At 70.1% G+C, this 14835-nt stretch carries 12 protein-coding genes and 1 pseudogene; 4 read left to right on the top strand and 9 right to left on the bottom strand.

The genetic code is table 11. From position 1 onward, the window contains the following. Window positions 1-16 precede the first annotated feature (16 nt). Window positions 17-940 (bottom strand): polysaccharide deacetylase family protein, encoded by a 924-nt coding sequence (locus tag AC07RV_RS36965; protein ID WP_296781744.1) that lies wholly within the window; start codon window positions 938-940, stop codon window positions 17-19. Between the two features lie 107 nt (window positions 941-1047). Here AC07RV_RS36965 and AC07RV_RS36960 point away from each other — a divergent pair. Beyond that, window positions 1048-2325: pseudogene (locus AC07RV_RS36960) on the top strand (benzoate/H(+) symporter BenE family transporter); the annotation flags it as partial. Next, window positions 2325-3281, top strand: coding sequence for a glutathione synthase (gshB, locus tag AC07RV_RS36955; protein WP_296781743.1), 957 nt, complete (start codon window positions 2325-2327; stop codon window positions 3279-3281). The pseudogene AC07RV_RS36960 and the gene gshB, both read left to right, overlap by 1 nt. Window positions 3282-3350: 69 nt before the next feature. Here the strand turns inward: gshB and AC07RV_RS36950 are convergent, their stop codons facing one another. From AC07RV_RS36950 to AC07RV_RS36935, 4 genes are all read right to left on the bottom strand, one after another. Further along, window positions 3351-5597, bottom strand: a complete 2247-nt coding sequence (locus AC07RV_RS36950; protein ID WP_296781742.1) for a TonB-dependent receptor — start codon at window positions 5595-5597, stop codon at window positions 3351-3353. Between the two features lie 173 nt (window positions 5598-5770). Beyond that, window positions 5771-6538, bottom strand: coding sequence for a class II glutamine amidotransferase (locus AC07RV_RS36945; RefSeq protein WP_296781741.1), 768 nt, complete (start codon window positions 6536-6538; stop codon window positions 5771-5773). Window positions 6539-6592: 54 nt separating this feature from the next. Further along, entirely contained in the window at window positions 6593-7669 is a 1077-nt protein-coding gene (locus tag AC07RV_RS36940) for an ABC transporter substrate-binding protein (RefSeq protein ID WP_296781740.1), read from the bottom strand. 131 nt (window positions 7670-7800) lie between these two features. Beyond that, window positions 7801-9309, bottom strand: a complete 1509-nt coding sequence (locus tag AC07RV_RS36935; RefSeq protein ID WP_296781739.1) for an MFS transporter — start codon at window positions 9307-9309, stop codon at window positions 7801-7803. A 158-nt stretch (window positions 9310-9467) separates the two neighbouring features. Between AC07RV_RS36935 and AC07RV_RS36930 the strand changes: the two genes are divergently transcribed. Next, the gene (locus tag AC07RV_RS36930) at window positions 9468-10862 is read left to right on the top strand and encodes a zinc-binding metallopeptidase family protein (protein WP_296781738.1); all 1395 of its coding nucleotides are present in this window, start codon (window positions 9468-9470) and stop codon (window positions 10860-10862) included. On the opposite strand, the gene AC07RV_RS36925 is transcribed toward AC07RV_RS36930, so the two are convergent. Both AC07RV_RS36925 and AC07RV_RS36920 read right to left on the bottom strand, forming a co-directional pair. Continuing rightward, window positions 10850-11071, bottom strand: coding sequence for a cysteine-rich CWC family protein (locus tag AC07RV_RS36925; protein WP_296781737.1), 222 nt, complete (start codon window positions 11069-11071; stop codon window positions 10850-10852). The genes AC07RV_RS36930 and AC07RV_RS36925 overlap by 13 nt on opposite strands. Beyond that, entirely contained in the window at window positions 11071-12333 is a 1263-nt protein-coding gene (locus AC07RV_RS36920; RefSeq protein WP_296781736.1) for a 6-phosphofructokinase, read from the bottom strand. The genes AC07RV_RS36925 and AC07RV_RS36920 overlap by 1 nt, the downstream gene beginning before the upstream one ends. Window positions 12334-12533: 200 nt before the next feature. On the opposite strand from AC07RV_RS36920, the gene AC07RV_RS36915 reads away from it, so the two are divergent. Next, window positions 12534-13451 (top strand): DUF4261 domain-containing protein, encoded by a 918-nt coding sequence (locus AC07RV_RS36915; protein WP_296781735.1) that lies wholly within the window; start codon window positions 12534-12536, stop codon window positions 13449-13451. A gap of 10 nt (window positions 13452-13461) precedes the next feature. On the opposite strand, the gene AC07RV_RS36910 is transcribed toward AC07RV_RS36915, so the two are convergent. After that, window positions 13462-14289 (bottom strand): enoyl-CoA hydratase-related protein, encoded by an 828-nt coding sequence (locus tag AC07RV_RS36910; RefSeq protein ID WP_296781734.1) that lies wholly within the window; start codon window positions 14287-14289, stop codon window positions 13462-13464. 153 nt (window positions 14290-14442) lie between these two features. Continuing rightward, complete coding sequence (locus AC07RV_RS36905; RefSeq protein WP_256222837.1) at window positions 14443-14760, bottom strand: DUF2917 domain-containing protein; 318 nt, start codon at window positions 14758-14760, stop codon at window positions 14443-14445. Between the last annotated feature and the right edge of the window lie 75 nt (window positions 14761-14835).

Below are 14835 nucleotides of genomic sequence, written 5' to 3'. Positions count from 1 at the left end.
GGCCGGCCCGCGCGCCTCAGCGGAAGTCGTCCGACCGTTCCTGCGCGAGCCGCGCCATGTGCGCGGCGATCGCGCCGGGCGTGGTGAACCAGATATCGCCGCGATCGCGCGCGAGCGCCAGCTGCGTCAACACGCCGCGCAGATGGCGCAGCCGGTAGGGCTGGCCCACGATGTAGGGATGCAGCGCGAGGCCCATCACCAGCGGCTGGGTGCGCGATTGCAGCAGCATCTCCTCGAAGTTGTCGAGCACCATCGCGCAGAAGTCCTTCGCGTCCATCAGCCGGCCCACGATCATCGGGATGTCGTTGAGCTCCTGCGGATAGGGCACCGACCAGATCGCGCCGCCGCCGCGCGTGCGCATGCGCACCGGCTGGTCGTCGTGGCACCAGTTGAGCGTGTAGCCGTAGCCGGTCTCGGCCAGCAGGTCGGGCGTCAGCGGGCTCTCGGAGATCCACGGCGACAGCCAGCCCGCGGGCGCCTGCCCGCTCTCGCGCGCCATGCGTTCGCGGCAGCGCACCAGCAGCGCGCGCTCGTGGTCTTCGCCGAGCGCGCCCTGACGCTCGGCATTGCTGTGGCCATGGCCGATCAGCTCGTCGCCGCGCGCCACCACCGCCTGCACCAGTTCCGGGCAGTGGTCGTACAGGGCGGTGTTGACCAGCGCGCCCGTGGGCAGCCCGAGCGCGTCGAACAGCTCGAGGCAGCGCCAGGCGCCCACGCGGTTGCCGTACTCGCGCCAGCCGTGGTTGAGCACGTCGGGCTGCGGCGAGGCCGGGCCGAGGCAGGCGCCCAGCCCGTCGCCGAAGGCGAAGTGCTCGAGGTTGAAGCCGAGGTAGACCGCGAGCCGCGCGCCGTTGGGCCAGCGGTAGTCGGGCCGGCGCGTGATCGGCCGGTAGTCGAAGCGGTCGTGCGAGGGCAGCAGTTCGGGCCAGCGTGTCGTCATGCCCAGGCCGCCTGCAAGGTGCGTGCCCGATGGTCGACATATCGATCGAAAATTGTTGACCATCGTTCGGCCGAGGCGAGCCGGCGCGGGCGGCCCGGCACAATCGCGCGATGCGTTTCTTCAAGGACCTGAGCCTTTCCGCCTTCACCGCCGGCTTCGTCGCGGTGCTCGTCGGTTTCACGAGTTCGGTGGCCATCGTGTTCCAGGCCGCGCAGGCCTTCGGCGCCACGCCCGAGATGGTGGCCTCGTGGATGTGGGCGCTGGGCATCGGCATGGGGCTGGCCTCGGTGCTGCCCTCGCTGTGGTGGCGCAAGCCCGTGATGATCGCCTGGAGCACGCCCGGCGCCGCGGTGCTGGCGGTGGCCGGCGCGGGCCATGGCATGGGCGAGGCGGTCGGCGCCTTCGTCGTCTGCGCGCTGCTGATCGTGCTGGCCGGCGCCACCGGCTGGTTCGAGCGCGTGATGAACCGGATCCCGATGGCCATCGCCTCGGCGCTGCTGGCCGGCGTGCTCGCGCGCTTCGGACTCGCGGCCTTCACCGCGGCGCAGACCGCGCTGCCGCTGGTGCTGCTGATGCTGGCCACCTACCTCGTGGGCAAGCGCTGGCTGCCGCGCTATGCGGTGCCGCTCACGCTGCTGGTGGCGATCGCCTTCGCGGCCGCGCGCGGCGAGCTCGCCTGGTCGGCGGTGCATGTCTCGCTGACCTGGCCGGTGTTCGTCATGCCGGTGTTCCACTGGCAGGCGATCGTGAGCCTGGCGCTGCCGCTGTTCGTCGTCACCATGGCTTCGCAGAACCTGCCGGGCGTGGCGGCGATCCGCGCCGCCGGCTACGGCGAGCTGCCAGTCAGCAAGCTCATCACGATCAGCGGCCTGACCACGCTGGTGCTCGCGCCCTTCGGCGCCTTCGCGCTCAACCTCAGCGCCATCACCGCCGCGATCTGCATGGGCCGCGAAGCGCACGAGGACCCGGCGCGGCGCTACACCGCGGCCGTGAGCTGCGGCGCGATCTACGTCGTGATCGGCCTGTTCGGCGCGGCCGTGACCGGGCTGCTCACGGCCTTTCCGAAGGAGCTGGTGGCGGCCATCGCGGGGCTCGCGCTGCTCGGCACCATCGGCGGCGGACTGGCGGCCGCGGTGCGCGACGAGCCGCACCGCGAGGCCGCGCTGATCACCTTCCTGGTCACGCTCTCGGGCGTGACCATCGCCGGCATCGGCTCGGCCTTCTGGGGCGTGGTGGCGGGCGCGTTCGCGCTCGCGGTGCAGCGGCTGGGCAACCGGCCGGGCCCGCCAAAAGCCCCGGCCGGCCAGGGCCTCGCCGCTTCCGGCAACATCGCGACCGACAGCAGCAACATGGCGGCCCCGCCGGGCGCCGGAAAGACTTCCTGATGAAAAACATCCTCTTCGTGGCCGACCCGCTCGATCACTTCAAGATCTACAAGGACACCACCTTCTCGATGATGCGCGAGGCCCAGCGCCGCGGCCACCGCATCGCGGCCTGCCTGCCGCAGGACCTGCAGTGGGTGTCGGGCGGCAAGGTCACGGCCACGGTGCGCCAGGTCACGCTGACCGGCGACCCGAAGGACTGGTACGCCGTCGACATCGTCGAGAGCAAGGCGCTGGCCGATTTCGACGCCGTGCTGATGCGCAAGGACCCGCCCTTCGACGCCGAGTACATCTACGCCACCCACCTGCTCGAGCAGGCCGAGCGCGAGGGCGCGCGCGTGGTGAACAAGCCGCGCGCGCTGCGCGACCATCCCGAGAAGCTCGCGATCATGGAGTTTCCGCAGTTCACCGCGCCCACGCTGGTCACGCGCAGCGCGCAGGCGGTGCGCGACTTCCATGCGCAGCACGGCGACATCATCCTGAAGCCGCTCGACGGCATGGGCGGCATGGGCATCTTCCGCGTGAAGCAGGACGCGCTGAACCTCGGCTCCATCGTCGAGACGCTCAACAAGGACGGCGCCGAGACCATCATGGTGCAGCGCTTCGTGCCCGACGTGGTCGAGGGCGACAAGCGCATCCTGATCATCGCGGGCGAGCCCGCGCCCTTCGTGCTGGCGCGCATCCCGCAGGGCACCGAGGTGCGCGGCAACCTCGCGGCCGGCGGCAAGGGCGTGGCCCAGCCGCTCACGCCGCGCAACCGCGAGATCGCCGAGATCGTGGGCCGCGCGCTCGCGCCGCGCGGGCTGCTGCTGATCGGCCTCGACGTGATCGGCGACTCGGTGACCGAGATCAACGTGACCAGCCCGACCTGCTTCCAGGAGATCACGGAGCAGACCGGGTTCGACGTGCCGGCGATGTTCGTCGATGCGCTGGAGGCGCATCTGAAGCAGGCGGGCTGAGGCGAGCCCTCAACGACAACGGCCCCGGCGACGCGTCATGCGCCGCCGGGGCCGTTTGTCATACGGCGATCAGAAGTCGACGGTGCCGCTGACCGAGAAGGTGCGCGGGGCGCCGAGCACGAGGTAGTTCGAGCCCGGGTAGCCGCCGGTCGAGGCCCAGTACGACTTGTCGAACAGGTTGTCGATGCGTGCGCGCAGCGTCAGTGCGCGGCCGTTGCCGATGTCCATCAGGTAGCGCACGCCGGCGTCGACACGGGTCCAGGCGGGCAGGACCTGCGTGTTGGCGGCATTGGCGTACTGCTTCGTGGTGTGGATCACGCGCGCATTGAGCGCCAGGCCGCGCACGCCGGGAACGTCCCATTCGCCGCCGATGTTGAGCTGGGTCTTGGCCACGCCGATGGCGGTCTTGCCGTCGGTGGCGCCGTTGGCGGTGCGGCGCTGTTCGGCATCGAGCCAGGTCAGGCCACCCAGCACGCGCAGGCCCTTGACGGGTTCGCCGAAGAGGTTGAGTTCCACGCCCTGGTTGCGCTGCTCGCCGTTGGCGCCGAAGGTGCCGTTTTGCACGAAGTATTGTGGCTGGGTGGTCGAGAAGGCAGAGAGGCTGCCGCCCAGGCTGCCGCCGTCGTACTTCACGCCGATCTCCTTCTGCTTCGAGCGGTAGGGGGCGAACACCGTGCCTGCGTTGGTCACCGGCAGGCCCGACGAAGTCCGGGTCGGCGCGGTCTCTCCCGGCAGCAGCGCCTCGATGTAGTTGGCGTAGACCGAGACTTCCTTGGTGGCTTTGAACACCACGCCAGCCACCGGCGTCGTGCGCGCCGCCTCGTAGTCGCTCTGGGGCAGGCCGGTGCCGTAGTTGTAGGTGTCCTGGTCGATGTTCTGGCGCCGTGCGCCGAGCGTGACCAGCAGGCGGTCGTCGAGGAAGGACATGGTGTCGGCGATCGCGATGCTCTTCGAGCGGTAGCGCGCCTGGACCAGCGGATTGGACAGGAAGCCGCCGGCCGTGGGGCTGGTCGTGGTCAGCGGCATGTAGGAGTCGTAGTGCGCGTAGAGGTTGTCCGAGATCCCCCCGACGGTCGACAGCGCGTAGGCGTTGCGGCGCTTGTTGTCGTACATGGCTGCGGAGACGGTGACGTTGTGGCCGACCGGGCCGGTCTGGAACTTGCCGCGCAGGCCGATCTCGCCGGTGCTGACCTCGTCCTTGCGCACGTTGTCGAAGCGGTAGTTCGACAAGTTGCCGAAGGCATTGGTGATGGTGGGATTGGCCAGCACATTCGACTCCGTGCCGCGGCGCACGCCGGCGGCGGCCCAGGCCGTGATGTTGTCGGTGATGTCGACCTCGCCGCGCGCGGTGGCGAAGGTGTCGCGTTCCTTCGCGTAGGTCCAGGGCTGCGCGTAGTTGCTGCTGGCATCGGGTGCGCGCGGGATCGGCAGGTTGGAGGCCGGCGTCACGTTGGGACGGCCACCGCGGATTTCGTGGTCCTGGAAGCCGACGTCGGCCGAAATGCGCACGTTGCGGTTGCGCCAGTCGAAGCCCAGGCCCAGCGCGCTGAGTTCGCGCTTCTCGTCGTCGATGCCGGTGCCACCGTCGCGGCGCACGGCGTTCAGGCGGATGCCGGTGCTCTGGTCGGGGCCGAAGCGGCGCGCGATGTCGGCCGCCACGTAGCCCTGGCCGCCGCTCTGCACGCCGGCGCTCACGCGCGTGATCGGATCGCTGGGCGCGCGCTTGGGCAGCAGGTTGATCGCCCCGCCGATGCCGCTGCCGGCCGGTGCCGCACCGTTGAGGAAGGTGCTGGCGCCGAGGAAAACCTCGACGCGCTCGAACAGCTCGGACGCCACGTACTGGCGAGGCAGCATGCCGTACAGGCCGTTGTAGGAGATGTCGTCGGAGCCCAGCTGGAAGCCGCGCACCATGTAGAGCTCCTGGAAGTTGCCGAAGCCGCGTGCCTGCCGGATCGAGGGATTGTTGAGCAGCACGTCGGCCACGCTCTTGGCCTGCTGGTCCTGGATCAGGTCGGCGGTGTAGCTGGTGGCCGAGAACGGCGTCGACATCATGTCCTGGTTGCCCAGGATGCCGACCCGTCCGCCGCGCGCGACCTGGCCGCCCGCATAAGGCTTGGTCAGCCCTTCGGCCGAGGCATCGGCGCTGGCTTCGACGGTGATGGTGCCCAGCGCGGCGCCGGGGGCGGTGGGAGCGGTCGCGGCAGCCGGTGCCGGCGCGGCGCTCTGCGCCGAGGCCGTCAGGGCATGGAGGGCGAGCAGCGTCGCGGCGACGGTCGGGCGAAGGCTGGCGCGGAGAAGGGCGGAGGAGGCGGACATGGACGGTTCGTTTTTCACGCAAATGAGAACCGTTATTGTTAACGGACTCTGTCGGCCCGCCGATACTTTCTTGCAGTGTTGCAAAAATGTGTCAGAAAAAACGTTTCATCGGCAGGGCCATTGCCAGACCGAATTGGGCGTTGCCGCAGCGGCCGCGCCGGGCCGCCGCCCCCTCAGCGCTCCGAGCGCCGCCCGTCCACGAATACGTGCAGCTCGCCCGGCTGGAACGCGGTCCACTCCTCGTTGGTGGTCAGCGGCGCCGTCACCACCACCGCGACGCGGTCGTTGGGCGTGGTGTGCTGGGCGAAGTCGATCTCGAGGTCCTCGTCTGACAGCTGCGCGGTCACGAAGGGATGGCGCCGCTCCACGTACCAGAGGTGGGTGGAGGCATGGGCCCAGAGCGCCTGCCCGTTCGAGAGCATGAAGTTGAAGGTGCCGTGCCGCGCGAGCTGGGGCGCAAGTTCGCGCAAGGTCAGCGTGAGCTCCTCGACGCTCGGCACGCCCGCATGCGACTTCGCGAGCTCCTGCATCAGCCAGCAGAAGGCGTGCTCGCTGTCGGTGTTGCCCACCGGGTGGAAGTTGCCGTGCAGCCGCGGGCGGAAGTCCTTCAGGTCGCCGTTGTGCGCGAACACCCAATAGCGGCCCCACAGCTCGCGCACGAAGGGGTGGCAGTTCTGCAGATTGACCTCGCCCTGGGTGGCCTTGCGGATGTGGGCGATGACGTTGCGGCTCTGGATCGGGTAGCGCCGGATCAGCTCGGCCACCGGCGACTCGCAGGCCGGCTGGTGGTCGACGAAATGGCGCAGGCCGCGGTCCTCGAAGAAGGCGATGCCCCAGCCGTCGGCGTGGTGGTCGGTGCGGCCACCGCGCTGCGCGAACCCCGTGAAGCTGAAGGTCACGTCGGTCGGCGTGTTGCAGTTCATCCCTAGCAATTGACACATGGGGGCCATTAGACACCGCCCCCGCTTACCCGAGCGCCCGGGTTTGCTTCCGCGTCAGCGCAGGAAGCGGCCTTCCTTGGTCACGCGGACCATCTCGATGAAGCGCGAGCCGGTGTTGCTGGCGCCGGTGAAGTCGAGCTCCATGCCGGCGATGCGCAGCTTCATCGCCTTGAGCGCCGCATGCAGCCGCGCGCGCGTGAGGTCGCGGCCGGCGCGGCGCAGCGACTCGATCATCACCAGCGCGTTCACGTAGCCCTCGAAGCTCAGGTAGCCGATGTCGACCTTGGCGCGCTCGGCGAGCTGGCGGTAGTCGCGCGCCACCGGCTCGACCTCGCTCCAGGGATAGGGCACCACCTGCGAGATCGCCAGCCCGCTGGTCTTGTCGCCCACCAGCTTGGCCGTGACGTCGCCCGGCACGATCGACATGCCGTAGAACATCTGGCGCCCACCCGCGTCCCAGGCGCTTTTCATCACCTCGCCGCCGATGGCGCCGCCCAGGTACATGATCACCGCCTGCGCCTTGCTGTCGGCCAGCGCCTTGCCCATGGCGGCGTTGGTCGAGCCGTCGCCCTTGACCGCCACCGCCGCCACCGGCTTGAGCTGGTGCGCCGCGAGCGCGGCCTCGACCAGCTTCGTGACCTCGGCGCCGCCCGGGTTGTCGAGGCAGGCCGAGGCGATGCGCGTCACGCCGATGGTCGTGAGGTGCTGCACCAGCGCCTGCGCCTCGCGCGCGAAGGTGGCGCGCACGAAGTAGCCCGAGCCCATGACCTTCTCGCGCGCCGAATCCGACACCGCGTAGCCCGCGACCATCGGCGCGCCGCTTTGCGACAGCACCTTGGCCGCGGCCGCGGTGGTGGCCGAGCCGACGCAGCCGAAGAAGGCGAACGCGCGGTGCTCGCCGAGCAGCTTCTCGTAGTTGGCCACCGCCTTCTCGGGCGACAGCTCGTCGTCGAGCGACACCAGCCGGATCTTGCGGCCCGAGACGCCGCCCTGCGCGTTGACGGCGTCGAAGGCCAGCCCCGCGCCGGCCATCACCACCTTGATCGGCGCGCCCAGCGGGCCGCTCAGGATGCCGGTGTGGCCGAGCACCACCTCGGTGTCGGTGACACCGTTCTCGGCTGCGCGGGCCACGGAAAAAAGGCCAAGGCTGGCCGCGGCCGCCGAGGCGGCCATGAAGTTCCGACGATGCATGGGAGAAAACCGTCCAATCGATACAACTGATAACAATTGAAATCGATGGGCGGGTGTTTGCCCGCAGGGGTTTACCCCGGCTTGCGGGGCGCGTCGCCGGGATTCGCGCGGATGCGCAGTTGCCAGGCCGCGCAGATCGCGAGCGCGCACAGGCCGGCCAGCATCGCGAACACCTCGTCGAAGGCCGCCAGCCGCGCCGGGCTGGTCTGCGGGTTGGCGAGCGAGTCGCCGTGCGCCGCCAGCCGCCACTCGAGCACGATCGCGCACAGGCTCACGCCGGCCGCGCCGCCGAGCATGCGCACGAAGTTGATCGCGCTCGCGCCCTGCGGGATCAGCGGCTTGGCCAGCGGCCGCATCGAGCCCAGGTTCAGCGAGGGCAGGATGAAGCCCAGCCCGATGCGCCCGACGATCGCGAACGCCACCAGCAGCCACAGCGCGCTGTCGGCGCGCAGCATCATCATCAGCGCGAACGAGGCCGCCAGCAGCGCCAGCCCGATGCTCACCAGCGCCCAGGTCGGCTGCCGGTCGGCCAGCCGGCCCACGCCCGCGATGGTGGCCGCCAGCACGAAGCCGGCCGGCAGCAGGATCGTGCCCACGTGCGAGGCCGACAGGTGCAGCCCGACCTGCATGTAGACCGGCAGCAGGTAGGTGGAGCCGAACAGCGCGGTGCCGTAGATGAAGGCGACCACGCTGCCCATCGCGAACTGGCGGTAGCCGAACAGCGCGAGGTTCATCAGCGGCGTGCCGCCCGCGGCCGCCAGCCGCCGCTGCCACCAGATGAAGAGGCCGAACGAGAGCAGCGCGCCGCCCAGCAGCGCGGCCGCCTCGAGCGGCGAATCGCCGCGCAGCGCCACCAGCCCGTTGAGCAGGCACAGCGTGCCGACGGTGCCGAGCGCGAGGCCGCGCACGTCGAGCCCGCCGCTGCGCGCCGCGACCGCGCCGCCGGGTGCAGTGGTCGGCACGAACTTGTAGGCCAGCCACAGCGAAGCGAGGCAGAACGGCACCACCATGTAGAAGATCGAGCGCCAGCCGAACAGGTCGACCAGCACGCCGCCGATGCTCGGGCCGATGGCCGGCGCCAGCACCACGCCCATGCCGAAGATGCCGCTCGCGCGGCCCTGCTCGTGGGGCTCGAAGGCCCGCAGGATGATGATCGCGGGGATCGGCTGCACCACGCCCGCGGCCAGGCCCTCGGCCACGCGCGCCAGCAGCACCAGCGAGAAATCGTTGGCCATGCCGCCCGCGACGCCACCGGCCAGCAGCAGCAGCATGGTGCCCACGTAGGTGCGCCGGTAGCCGTAGCGCGCCAGCAGCCAGGGCGTGGTGAGCATCGAGACCGTCATCGCCACCATGAAGCCCGAGCTCACCCACTGGGCGCGCTCCTGGCCCAGCGAGAAGTGGTGGCTCATGCCGGGGATCGCCACGTTGACGATGGTCGAGGACATGATCGAGGCCATCGTGCCCACCATCACCGACAGCAGCAGGTACCAGCGGTAGCGTTCGCCGTAGCGCGCGCGCAGCGGGCCCATGGCGGGTGTCGGGGCCGGCGTGGCGGCTTCGGGCGTCTCGTGGTGGGTCATCGGCGGTGGGGGGAGCGGCGGGCGTGAAGGTCGGCGATGCCGGGCCCGTCGTCCTACAAGCATATCGGGCTTTGCGCGGCGGGCCGCATCGAAGGCGGCTCCACAATGCCCGGGCTGTCCCGCATCCGACCCTCCGCCGACATTACACAAAGACGACCATGGATCACTCTCCCCCCGCGACGACCGACGAAACGACGCCCGAGTTCGCCGAGGGCGCGACCACCCTGGCCGCCGAGCTCGCCGCGCCCACCGTCACGCGCGCCTACCGCTGCCAGTGCGGTCGGCCCGTGTTCCTGCGCAACAGCGAATGCCTGGCCTGCCACACGCCGCTGGGCTACGTGGAGGACAGCCTCGGCGTGGTGCCGCTCGCGCCCGCCGCGGCCGAGGACGCCAACGGCAATGCCGTCGCCGAGCCCGACAGCTACACGATCTTCGGTGATGCGCAGGGCCCGACCTACCGGCGCTGCGCCAACCTGATGACGCCCGCGGCCTGCAACTGGATGGTGCCGGTGGCGCGCCCGGGCCAGGCGCTCGCGCCCGACACGCACGGCCTCGCGCCCGGCTACTGCCTGGCCTGCAGCGTCACGCGCACCATTCCCGATCTCTCGGTGGCCGGCAACGACGAACTCTGGCGCAAGCTCGAGCAGGCCAAGCGGCGCCTGATCTCGCAACTGCTCGCGCTGCGGCTGCCGGTGGTGAGCCGCCATGCCGATCCGGTGCACGGCCTGGCCTTCGACTTCCTGAGCAACGTGCCGGGCGGCCCGCACGTGATGACCGGCCACGACACCGGCATCATCACTCTCAATGCCGAGGAGGCCGAGGACGCGGTGCGCGAGCGCATCCGCACCGAGATGCGCGAGCCCTATCGCACGCTGGTGGGCCACTTCCGCCACGAGATCGGCCACTACTACTGGGACCTGCTGGTGTTGCCCTCGGCCTGGCTCGAGGACTTCCGCACGCTGTTCGGCGACGAGCGCGCCGACTACGGCGCCGCGCTGCAGCAGCACTACAACCAGGGCCCGCCGCCCGACTGGGCGCAGCGCCTGGTGAGCAGCTACGCCAGCATGCATCCGTGGGAGGACTGGGCCGAGACCTGGGCCCACTACCTGCACATGGCCGACTCGGCCGACACCGCGATGAGCTTCGGCGTCGATGCCACCAACGTCGAACTCACGAGCGACCTGTTTACGCCCGAGGACCTGTGGCGGCCCGAGCATCCCGAGGCCGCGAAATTCCTCGACTTCATCAACAGCTGGGTGCGGCTGACCAACGTGCTCAACGAGCTGTCGCGCAGCATGGGCCAGCCCGACTTCTATCCCTTCGTGCTGCCGCGCACCGCCGTCGGCAAGCTGCAGTTCATCCACTGCGTGGTGACCGAACTGCGCGGCGATGGCGGGCCTTCGCTGGTGACGGCGCAGGACGTGGAGGCGGCGGCCGAGGCCGCGGCGGAAGCGCAGGAGCAGGGACAGGAGCAGACGCAGGTGCAGGGACAGCAGCAGTCGCAAGGGCAGACGGCCGAGGCGCCGGCCCAGCCCGCGGTTCAGTCGCCCTGAGCGCCCGCCGCGCAGCGCGCGCAGATGCAGGCCTGGCCGCGCAGCGCCTCGGGCAGGCGCTCGAGCGGTGCCAGCGAGAAATCCACCGCCATGCACCAGCACGGCGGCTGCGGCTGGCCGGTCTCGCGCTCGATCTCCATCGCGCAGCGGTTCGCCTCGCCGCACAGCGGGCAGCGCGTGGCGTCGACCGCCTGCACCATGTTCGCCATCACGCGAGCTCGAACGGCGGCAGCTTCTTCGGCACCGCCACGTTGTTCAGCGTGGCATAGACCGGCAGGCCGCCGCGGTAGGCCGGGTAGTCCTCCCCCTCGATCAGTGGCAGCAGGTAGCGCCGGCATTTCTCGGTGATGCCGTAGCCGTCGTCGGAGATGAAATCGCGCGGCATCGGCTTCTCGACGTTGGCCACCGAGGCCAGCGGCGCGCTGCCGATGGCGTAGGCATAGGGCACATCGCTGGTGCGTTCGATCGTCGGCATCACCGCGTTGTGGCCCTCGAGCGCGAGCTCGACCGCGCGCTGCCCGAGTTCGTAGGCCTGGCGCACGTCGGTGGCCGAGGCGATGTGACGCGCCGCGCGCTGCAGGTAGTCGGCCACCGCCCAGTGGAACTTGTGGCCCAGCGCGTCCTTCACCATCTGCGCCACCACGGGCGCCGCGCCGCCGAGCTGCGCATGGCCGAAGGCGTCGCGCGTGCCCTGCTCGGCGAGGAAGGTGCCGTCGGGATGGTGGCAGCCCTCGGACACCACCACCGAGCAGTAGCCGTGCTGCTTCACCAACGCATCGACGCGCGCGAGGAAGCGTGTCTTGTCGAACTCGATCTCGGGGAACAGCACCACCACCGGAATGCCCTGGTCGGCCACGAGGCCGCCGGCCGCCGCGATCCAGCCCGCGTGCCGGCCCATCACCTCGAGCACGAACACCTTGGTCGAGGTGGCGGCCATCGAGCGCACGTCGAACGAGGCCTCGAGCGTGGACACCGCCACGTACTTCGCGACCGAGCCGAAGCCCGGGCAGCAGTCGGTCAGCGGCAGGTCGTTGTCGATGGTCTTGGGCACGTGGATGGCCTGCAGCGCATAGCCCATCGACTGCGAGAGCTGGCTCACCTTGAAGCAGGTGTCGGCCGAATCGCCGCCGCCGTTGTAGAAGAAGTAGCCGATGCCGTGCGCCTTGAAGACCTCGATCAGCCGCTCGTACTCGCGCCGGTTCTTCTCGAGCGACTTGAGCTTGTAGCGGCAGGAGCCGAAGGCGCCCGCGGGCGTGCTGCGCAGCGCGGCGATGGCTTCGGCCGGCTCGGCGCCGGTGTCGATCAGGTCCTCGGTCAGCGCGCCGATGATGCCGTTGCGACCGGCGTAGACCCGGCCGATGCGCTCGGGATGCCGGCGCGCCGTCTCGATCACGCCGCAGGCCGAGGCATTGATGACCGAGGTGACACCGCCCGACTGGGCGTAGAAGGCGTTGGTGGGGTTCGTGGGCATGCGGGGTTCCTTCGCGCGGAGAGGAGAGAGCCATTCTGGCGCAGTCGCCGTCGGGCGGCCAACCGGCACGTGTCGTCACCGTCCGCGATTACAGTGCGTCGTGCAGCCTCGCACCCTACGCCGTGTGCATGAAAGCGTCGTGCATCGCCTCGCGTCGCTGCCCATCTTGTTGCACACCTGACCCTGCCTGGAGTTCATGCATGAGCATCTTTTCTCGCTTCTTCGGCCGCAAGAGCGAGTCCGCCGACGCCGACGCCGATGACGCCCATGACGTCGGCGCGCTGGCGGCGAATCCCGACATCGAGAACCCCATCGCGCTGACCGTGGTGTTCGCGCGGCCGCTGCAGCTCGACATCGCCGCGTTCGGCCAGGCACTGCGCGGCTTCCATGCCTCGACCGCCGATGCGCGCAGCGAGATCTCTCCCGATCCCGGTCCCTTCATCGCGTTGGCGGGCTGGAAGAAGCACGTGGTGCGCATGGTCGGCTTCGACGCGCCGATGCAGGCCGAGGCGCTCGAGAACTGCGTGGCGCCTGCGCACTATCCGCAAGCGCTGAAGGCGCAGGTGCGCGCGCACCGGGGCCATGTGATCCTCTACTACGGGGGGTACGAGGCCTCGGTGCTCGAGCAGTACGTGGCGCTCGCGACCGTGGCCGGCGCGCTGGCCCGGCTCGGCGCGCTCGCGGTGCTCAATGAAGCGGCACGCACCTCGTTGCCCGCGGCGGTGTTCGATGCCGAGGTCGAGGGCGATCGCATCGAGCTGCTGCGCTACCTGGATCTGACCGCGCTGTATTGCGGCTTCGTCAAGTACGAGGTCGAGGGCGTGCAGGGCGTGTGGATGCGCACCTATGGCGCCGATCGCTTCGGCCACGCCGACCTCGCCGTGCTGGCCGAAGGCCATCATGAGGGCGAGATCTACTTCCAGATGTTCAGCAACGTGCTGCGGTACCTGATCGACAGCGGCGCCGAGCTGGGTGCGGGCCATACCATGCAGGCCGACAAGAACAGCTTCCTGCGGCTGCGTGCGCCCTTGGCGACCGAGTACTTCCTCGACGGTCCCGGTCCGGTGCTGGTGGTCGAGGTGATCGGCGCGGACGAGATCAACCAGCGGCCGCACTGAGGCGCGCCGCTCAGCGCCCCGGAAATTCCGGCGCGCGCTTCTGCAGGAACGCGCTCACGCCCTCGCGGAAGGTCGACCGCTCGATCAGCTCGCGCTGGCGTTCGCTCTCGTAGTGCAGCTGCTCGGGCAGCGTGTGGCGCTCGGCCGCGGCGAAGGCGGCGCGCGCCTCGGTCACGGCATGCGCGGGCAGGCGCGCGAGGCGCTGCGCGGTCTCGCGCGCCTCGGCCATCAGGTTCTCGTCGTCCACGCAGCCCCAGATCAGGCCCCACTGCACCGCGCGCCCGGCGCCGAGCCGCTCGTCGAGCAGCGCCATGCCCATCGCGCGCGCCCGGCCGGCGCGGTGCGGAATGGCCCAGGTGCAGCCCAGGTCCGGCACGATGCCGAGCTTGGGCAGGAAGGGCAGGTAGAAGTAGGCGCTGCGCGCGGCCAGCGTGATGTCGGCCGCGAGCGCGAGGCCCACGCCGGCACCGGCGGCCGCGCCGTTGACGGCGGCCACGACGGGGGTGGGCATCGATTGCAGCGTCTCGATCAGCGGATTGCTCAGCGACTGCATCCATTCGGCGGTCTGGTCGCCGAGCGTCTTGCCGTCCTGCGGCGGGCGCATCGCGCTGAGGTCGGCGCCCACGCAGAAGGCCTTGCCGGCGCCCGTGAGGATCAGGGCGCGCACGGCGCGGTCGTCGCGGATGCGTTCGAGGTGGGCGCGCAATTCCTGCTGCAGTTCGATCGCCAGCGGGTTGAGCTTGGCCGGCAGGTTGAGCGTGAGGGTGGCGATGCCCTCGTCGAGCGCGTAGAGCACGCAGGGCTGCGCGCCCGGGTCCTGTGGTGGCTGCTGCGTCATCGGAATCTCTCCACGTGTTCGTCGGCTCGGATGTTCGGCGGGAATGGATGACCGTGCACGGCGCCCAAAGAAAAAGCCGCCCGTCGACGAGGCGGCTCTGGCTGGCGTGCTCCGATTCCCTGGCATCGATGGTTCGATGCCGGGGAGCCAGGGTCAAGCCGGGGACAACCCGTGGGGCAGCAGTCGCCAAGGCGACCGTCGGCGCGCGGGCACGGGCAGCGGGATCGCGGCCGGTTGCGCGTCCGACACCGTGATGCGCGCGGGCTCGAGCGCCGACACCAGGATGCGGCGGTGCTCGGTGCCCTCGAAGCGCTCGCCGGGCTCGAGCACGATGTCGCGCGGATCGCGGTCCAGGGTGACCCAGACCGAGCCGCTGCGGCATTCGATGCCGACGCCGGCGCCATCGGCCACGGCGAAGACCGCGCGCGCCGGCAGGCTGAGCTGGAAGCAGGAAGGGAAGGGGGTGCTCATGGCAAGCTCCATTGCATTCGTCATGCGAATGAATATATTGAGCGCCCAGTCCTTTACAAACGGTCTTTTGGAACT

This window comes from Variovorax sp. GW821-FHT09B01 (genome assembly GCF_059418345.1).
This window is presented reverse-complemented; position numbering and strand designations above follow the sequence as displayed.

What these genes read in the sequence shown, in the direction of transcription:
- AC07RV_RS36905 (WP_256222837.1), bottom strand. Translation starts at nt 14,760, where the DNA reads ATGAGCACCCCCTTCCCTTCCTGCTTCCAGCTCAGCCTGCCGGCGCGC.
- AC07RV_RS36920 (WP_296781736.1), bottom strand. Translation starts at nt 12,333, where the DNA reads ATGCCCACGAACCCCACCAACGCCTTCTACGCCCAGTCGGGCGGTGTC.
- AC07RV_RS36925 (WP_296781737.1), bottom strand. Translation starts at nt 11,071, where the DNA reads ATGGCGAACATGGTGCAGGCGGTCGACGCCACGCGCTGCCCGCTGTGC.
- AC07RV_RS36930 (WP_296781738.1), top strand. Translation starts at nt 9,468, where the DNA reads ATGGATCACTCTCCCCCCGCGACGACCGACGAAACGACGCCCGAGTTC.
- AC07RV_RS36965 (WP_296781744.1), bottom strand. Translation starts at nt 940, where the DNA reads ATGACGACACGCTGGCCCGAACTGCTGCCCTCGCACGACCGCTTCGAC.
- AC07RV_RS36950 (WP_296781742.1), bottom strand. Translation starts at nt 5,597, where the DNA reads ATGTCCGCCTCCTCCGCCCTTCTCCGCGCCAGCCTTCGCCCGACCGTC.
- AC07RV_RS36915 (WP_296781735.1), top strand. Translation starts at nt 12,534, where the DNA reads ATGAGCATCTTTTCTCGCTTCTTCGGCCGCAAGAGCGAGTCCGCCGAC.
- AC07RV_RS36910 (WP_296781734.1), bottom strand. Translation starts at nt 14,289, where the DNA reads ATGACGCAGCAGCCACCACAGGACCCGGGCGCGCAGCCCTGCGTGCTC.
- gshB (WP_296781743.1), top strand. Translation starts at nt 2,325, where the DNA reads ATGAAAAACATCCTCTTCGTGGCCGACCCGCTCGATCACTTCAAGATC.
- AC07RV_RS36945 (WP_296781741.1), bottom strand. Translation starts at nt 6,538, where the DNA reads ATGTGTCAATTGCTAGGGATGAACTGCAACACGCCGACCGACGTGACC.
- AC07RV_RS36935 (WP_296781739.1), bottom strand. Translation starts at nt 9,309, where the DNA reads ATGACCCACCACGAGACGCCCGAAGCCGCCACGCCGGCCCCGACACCC.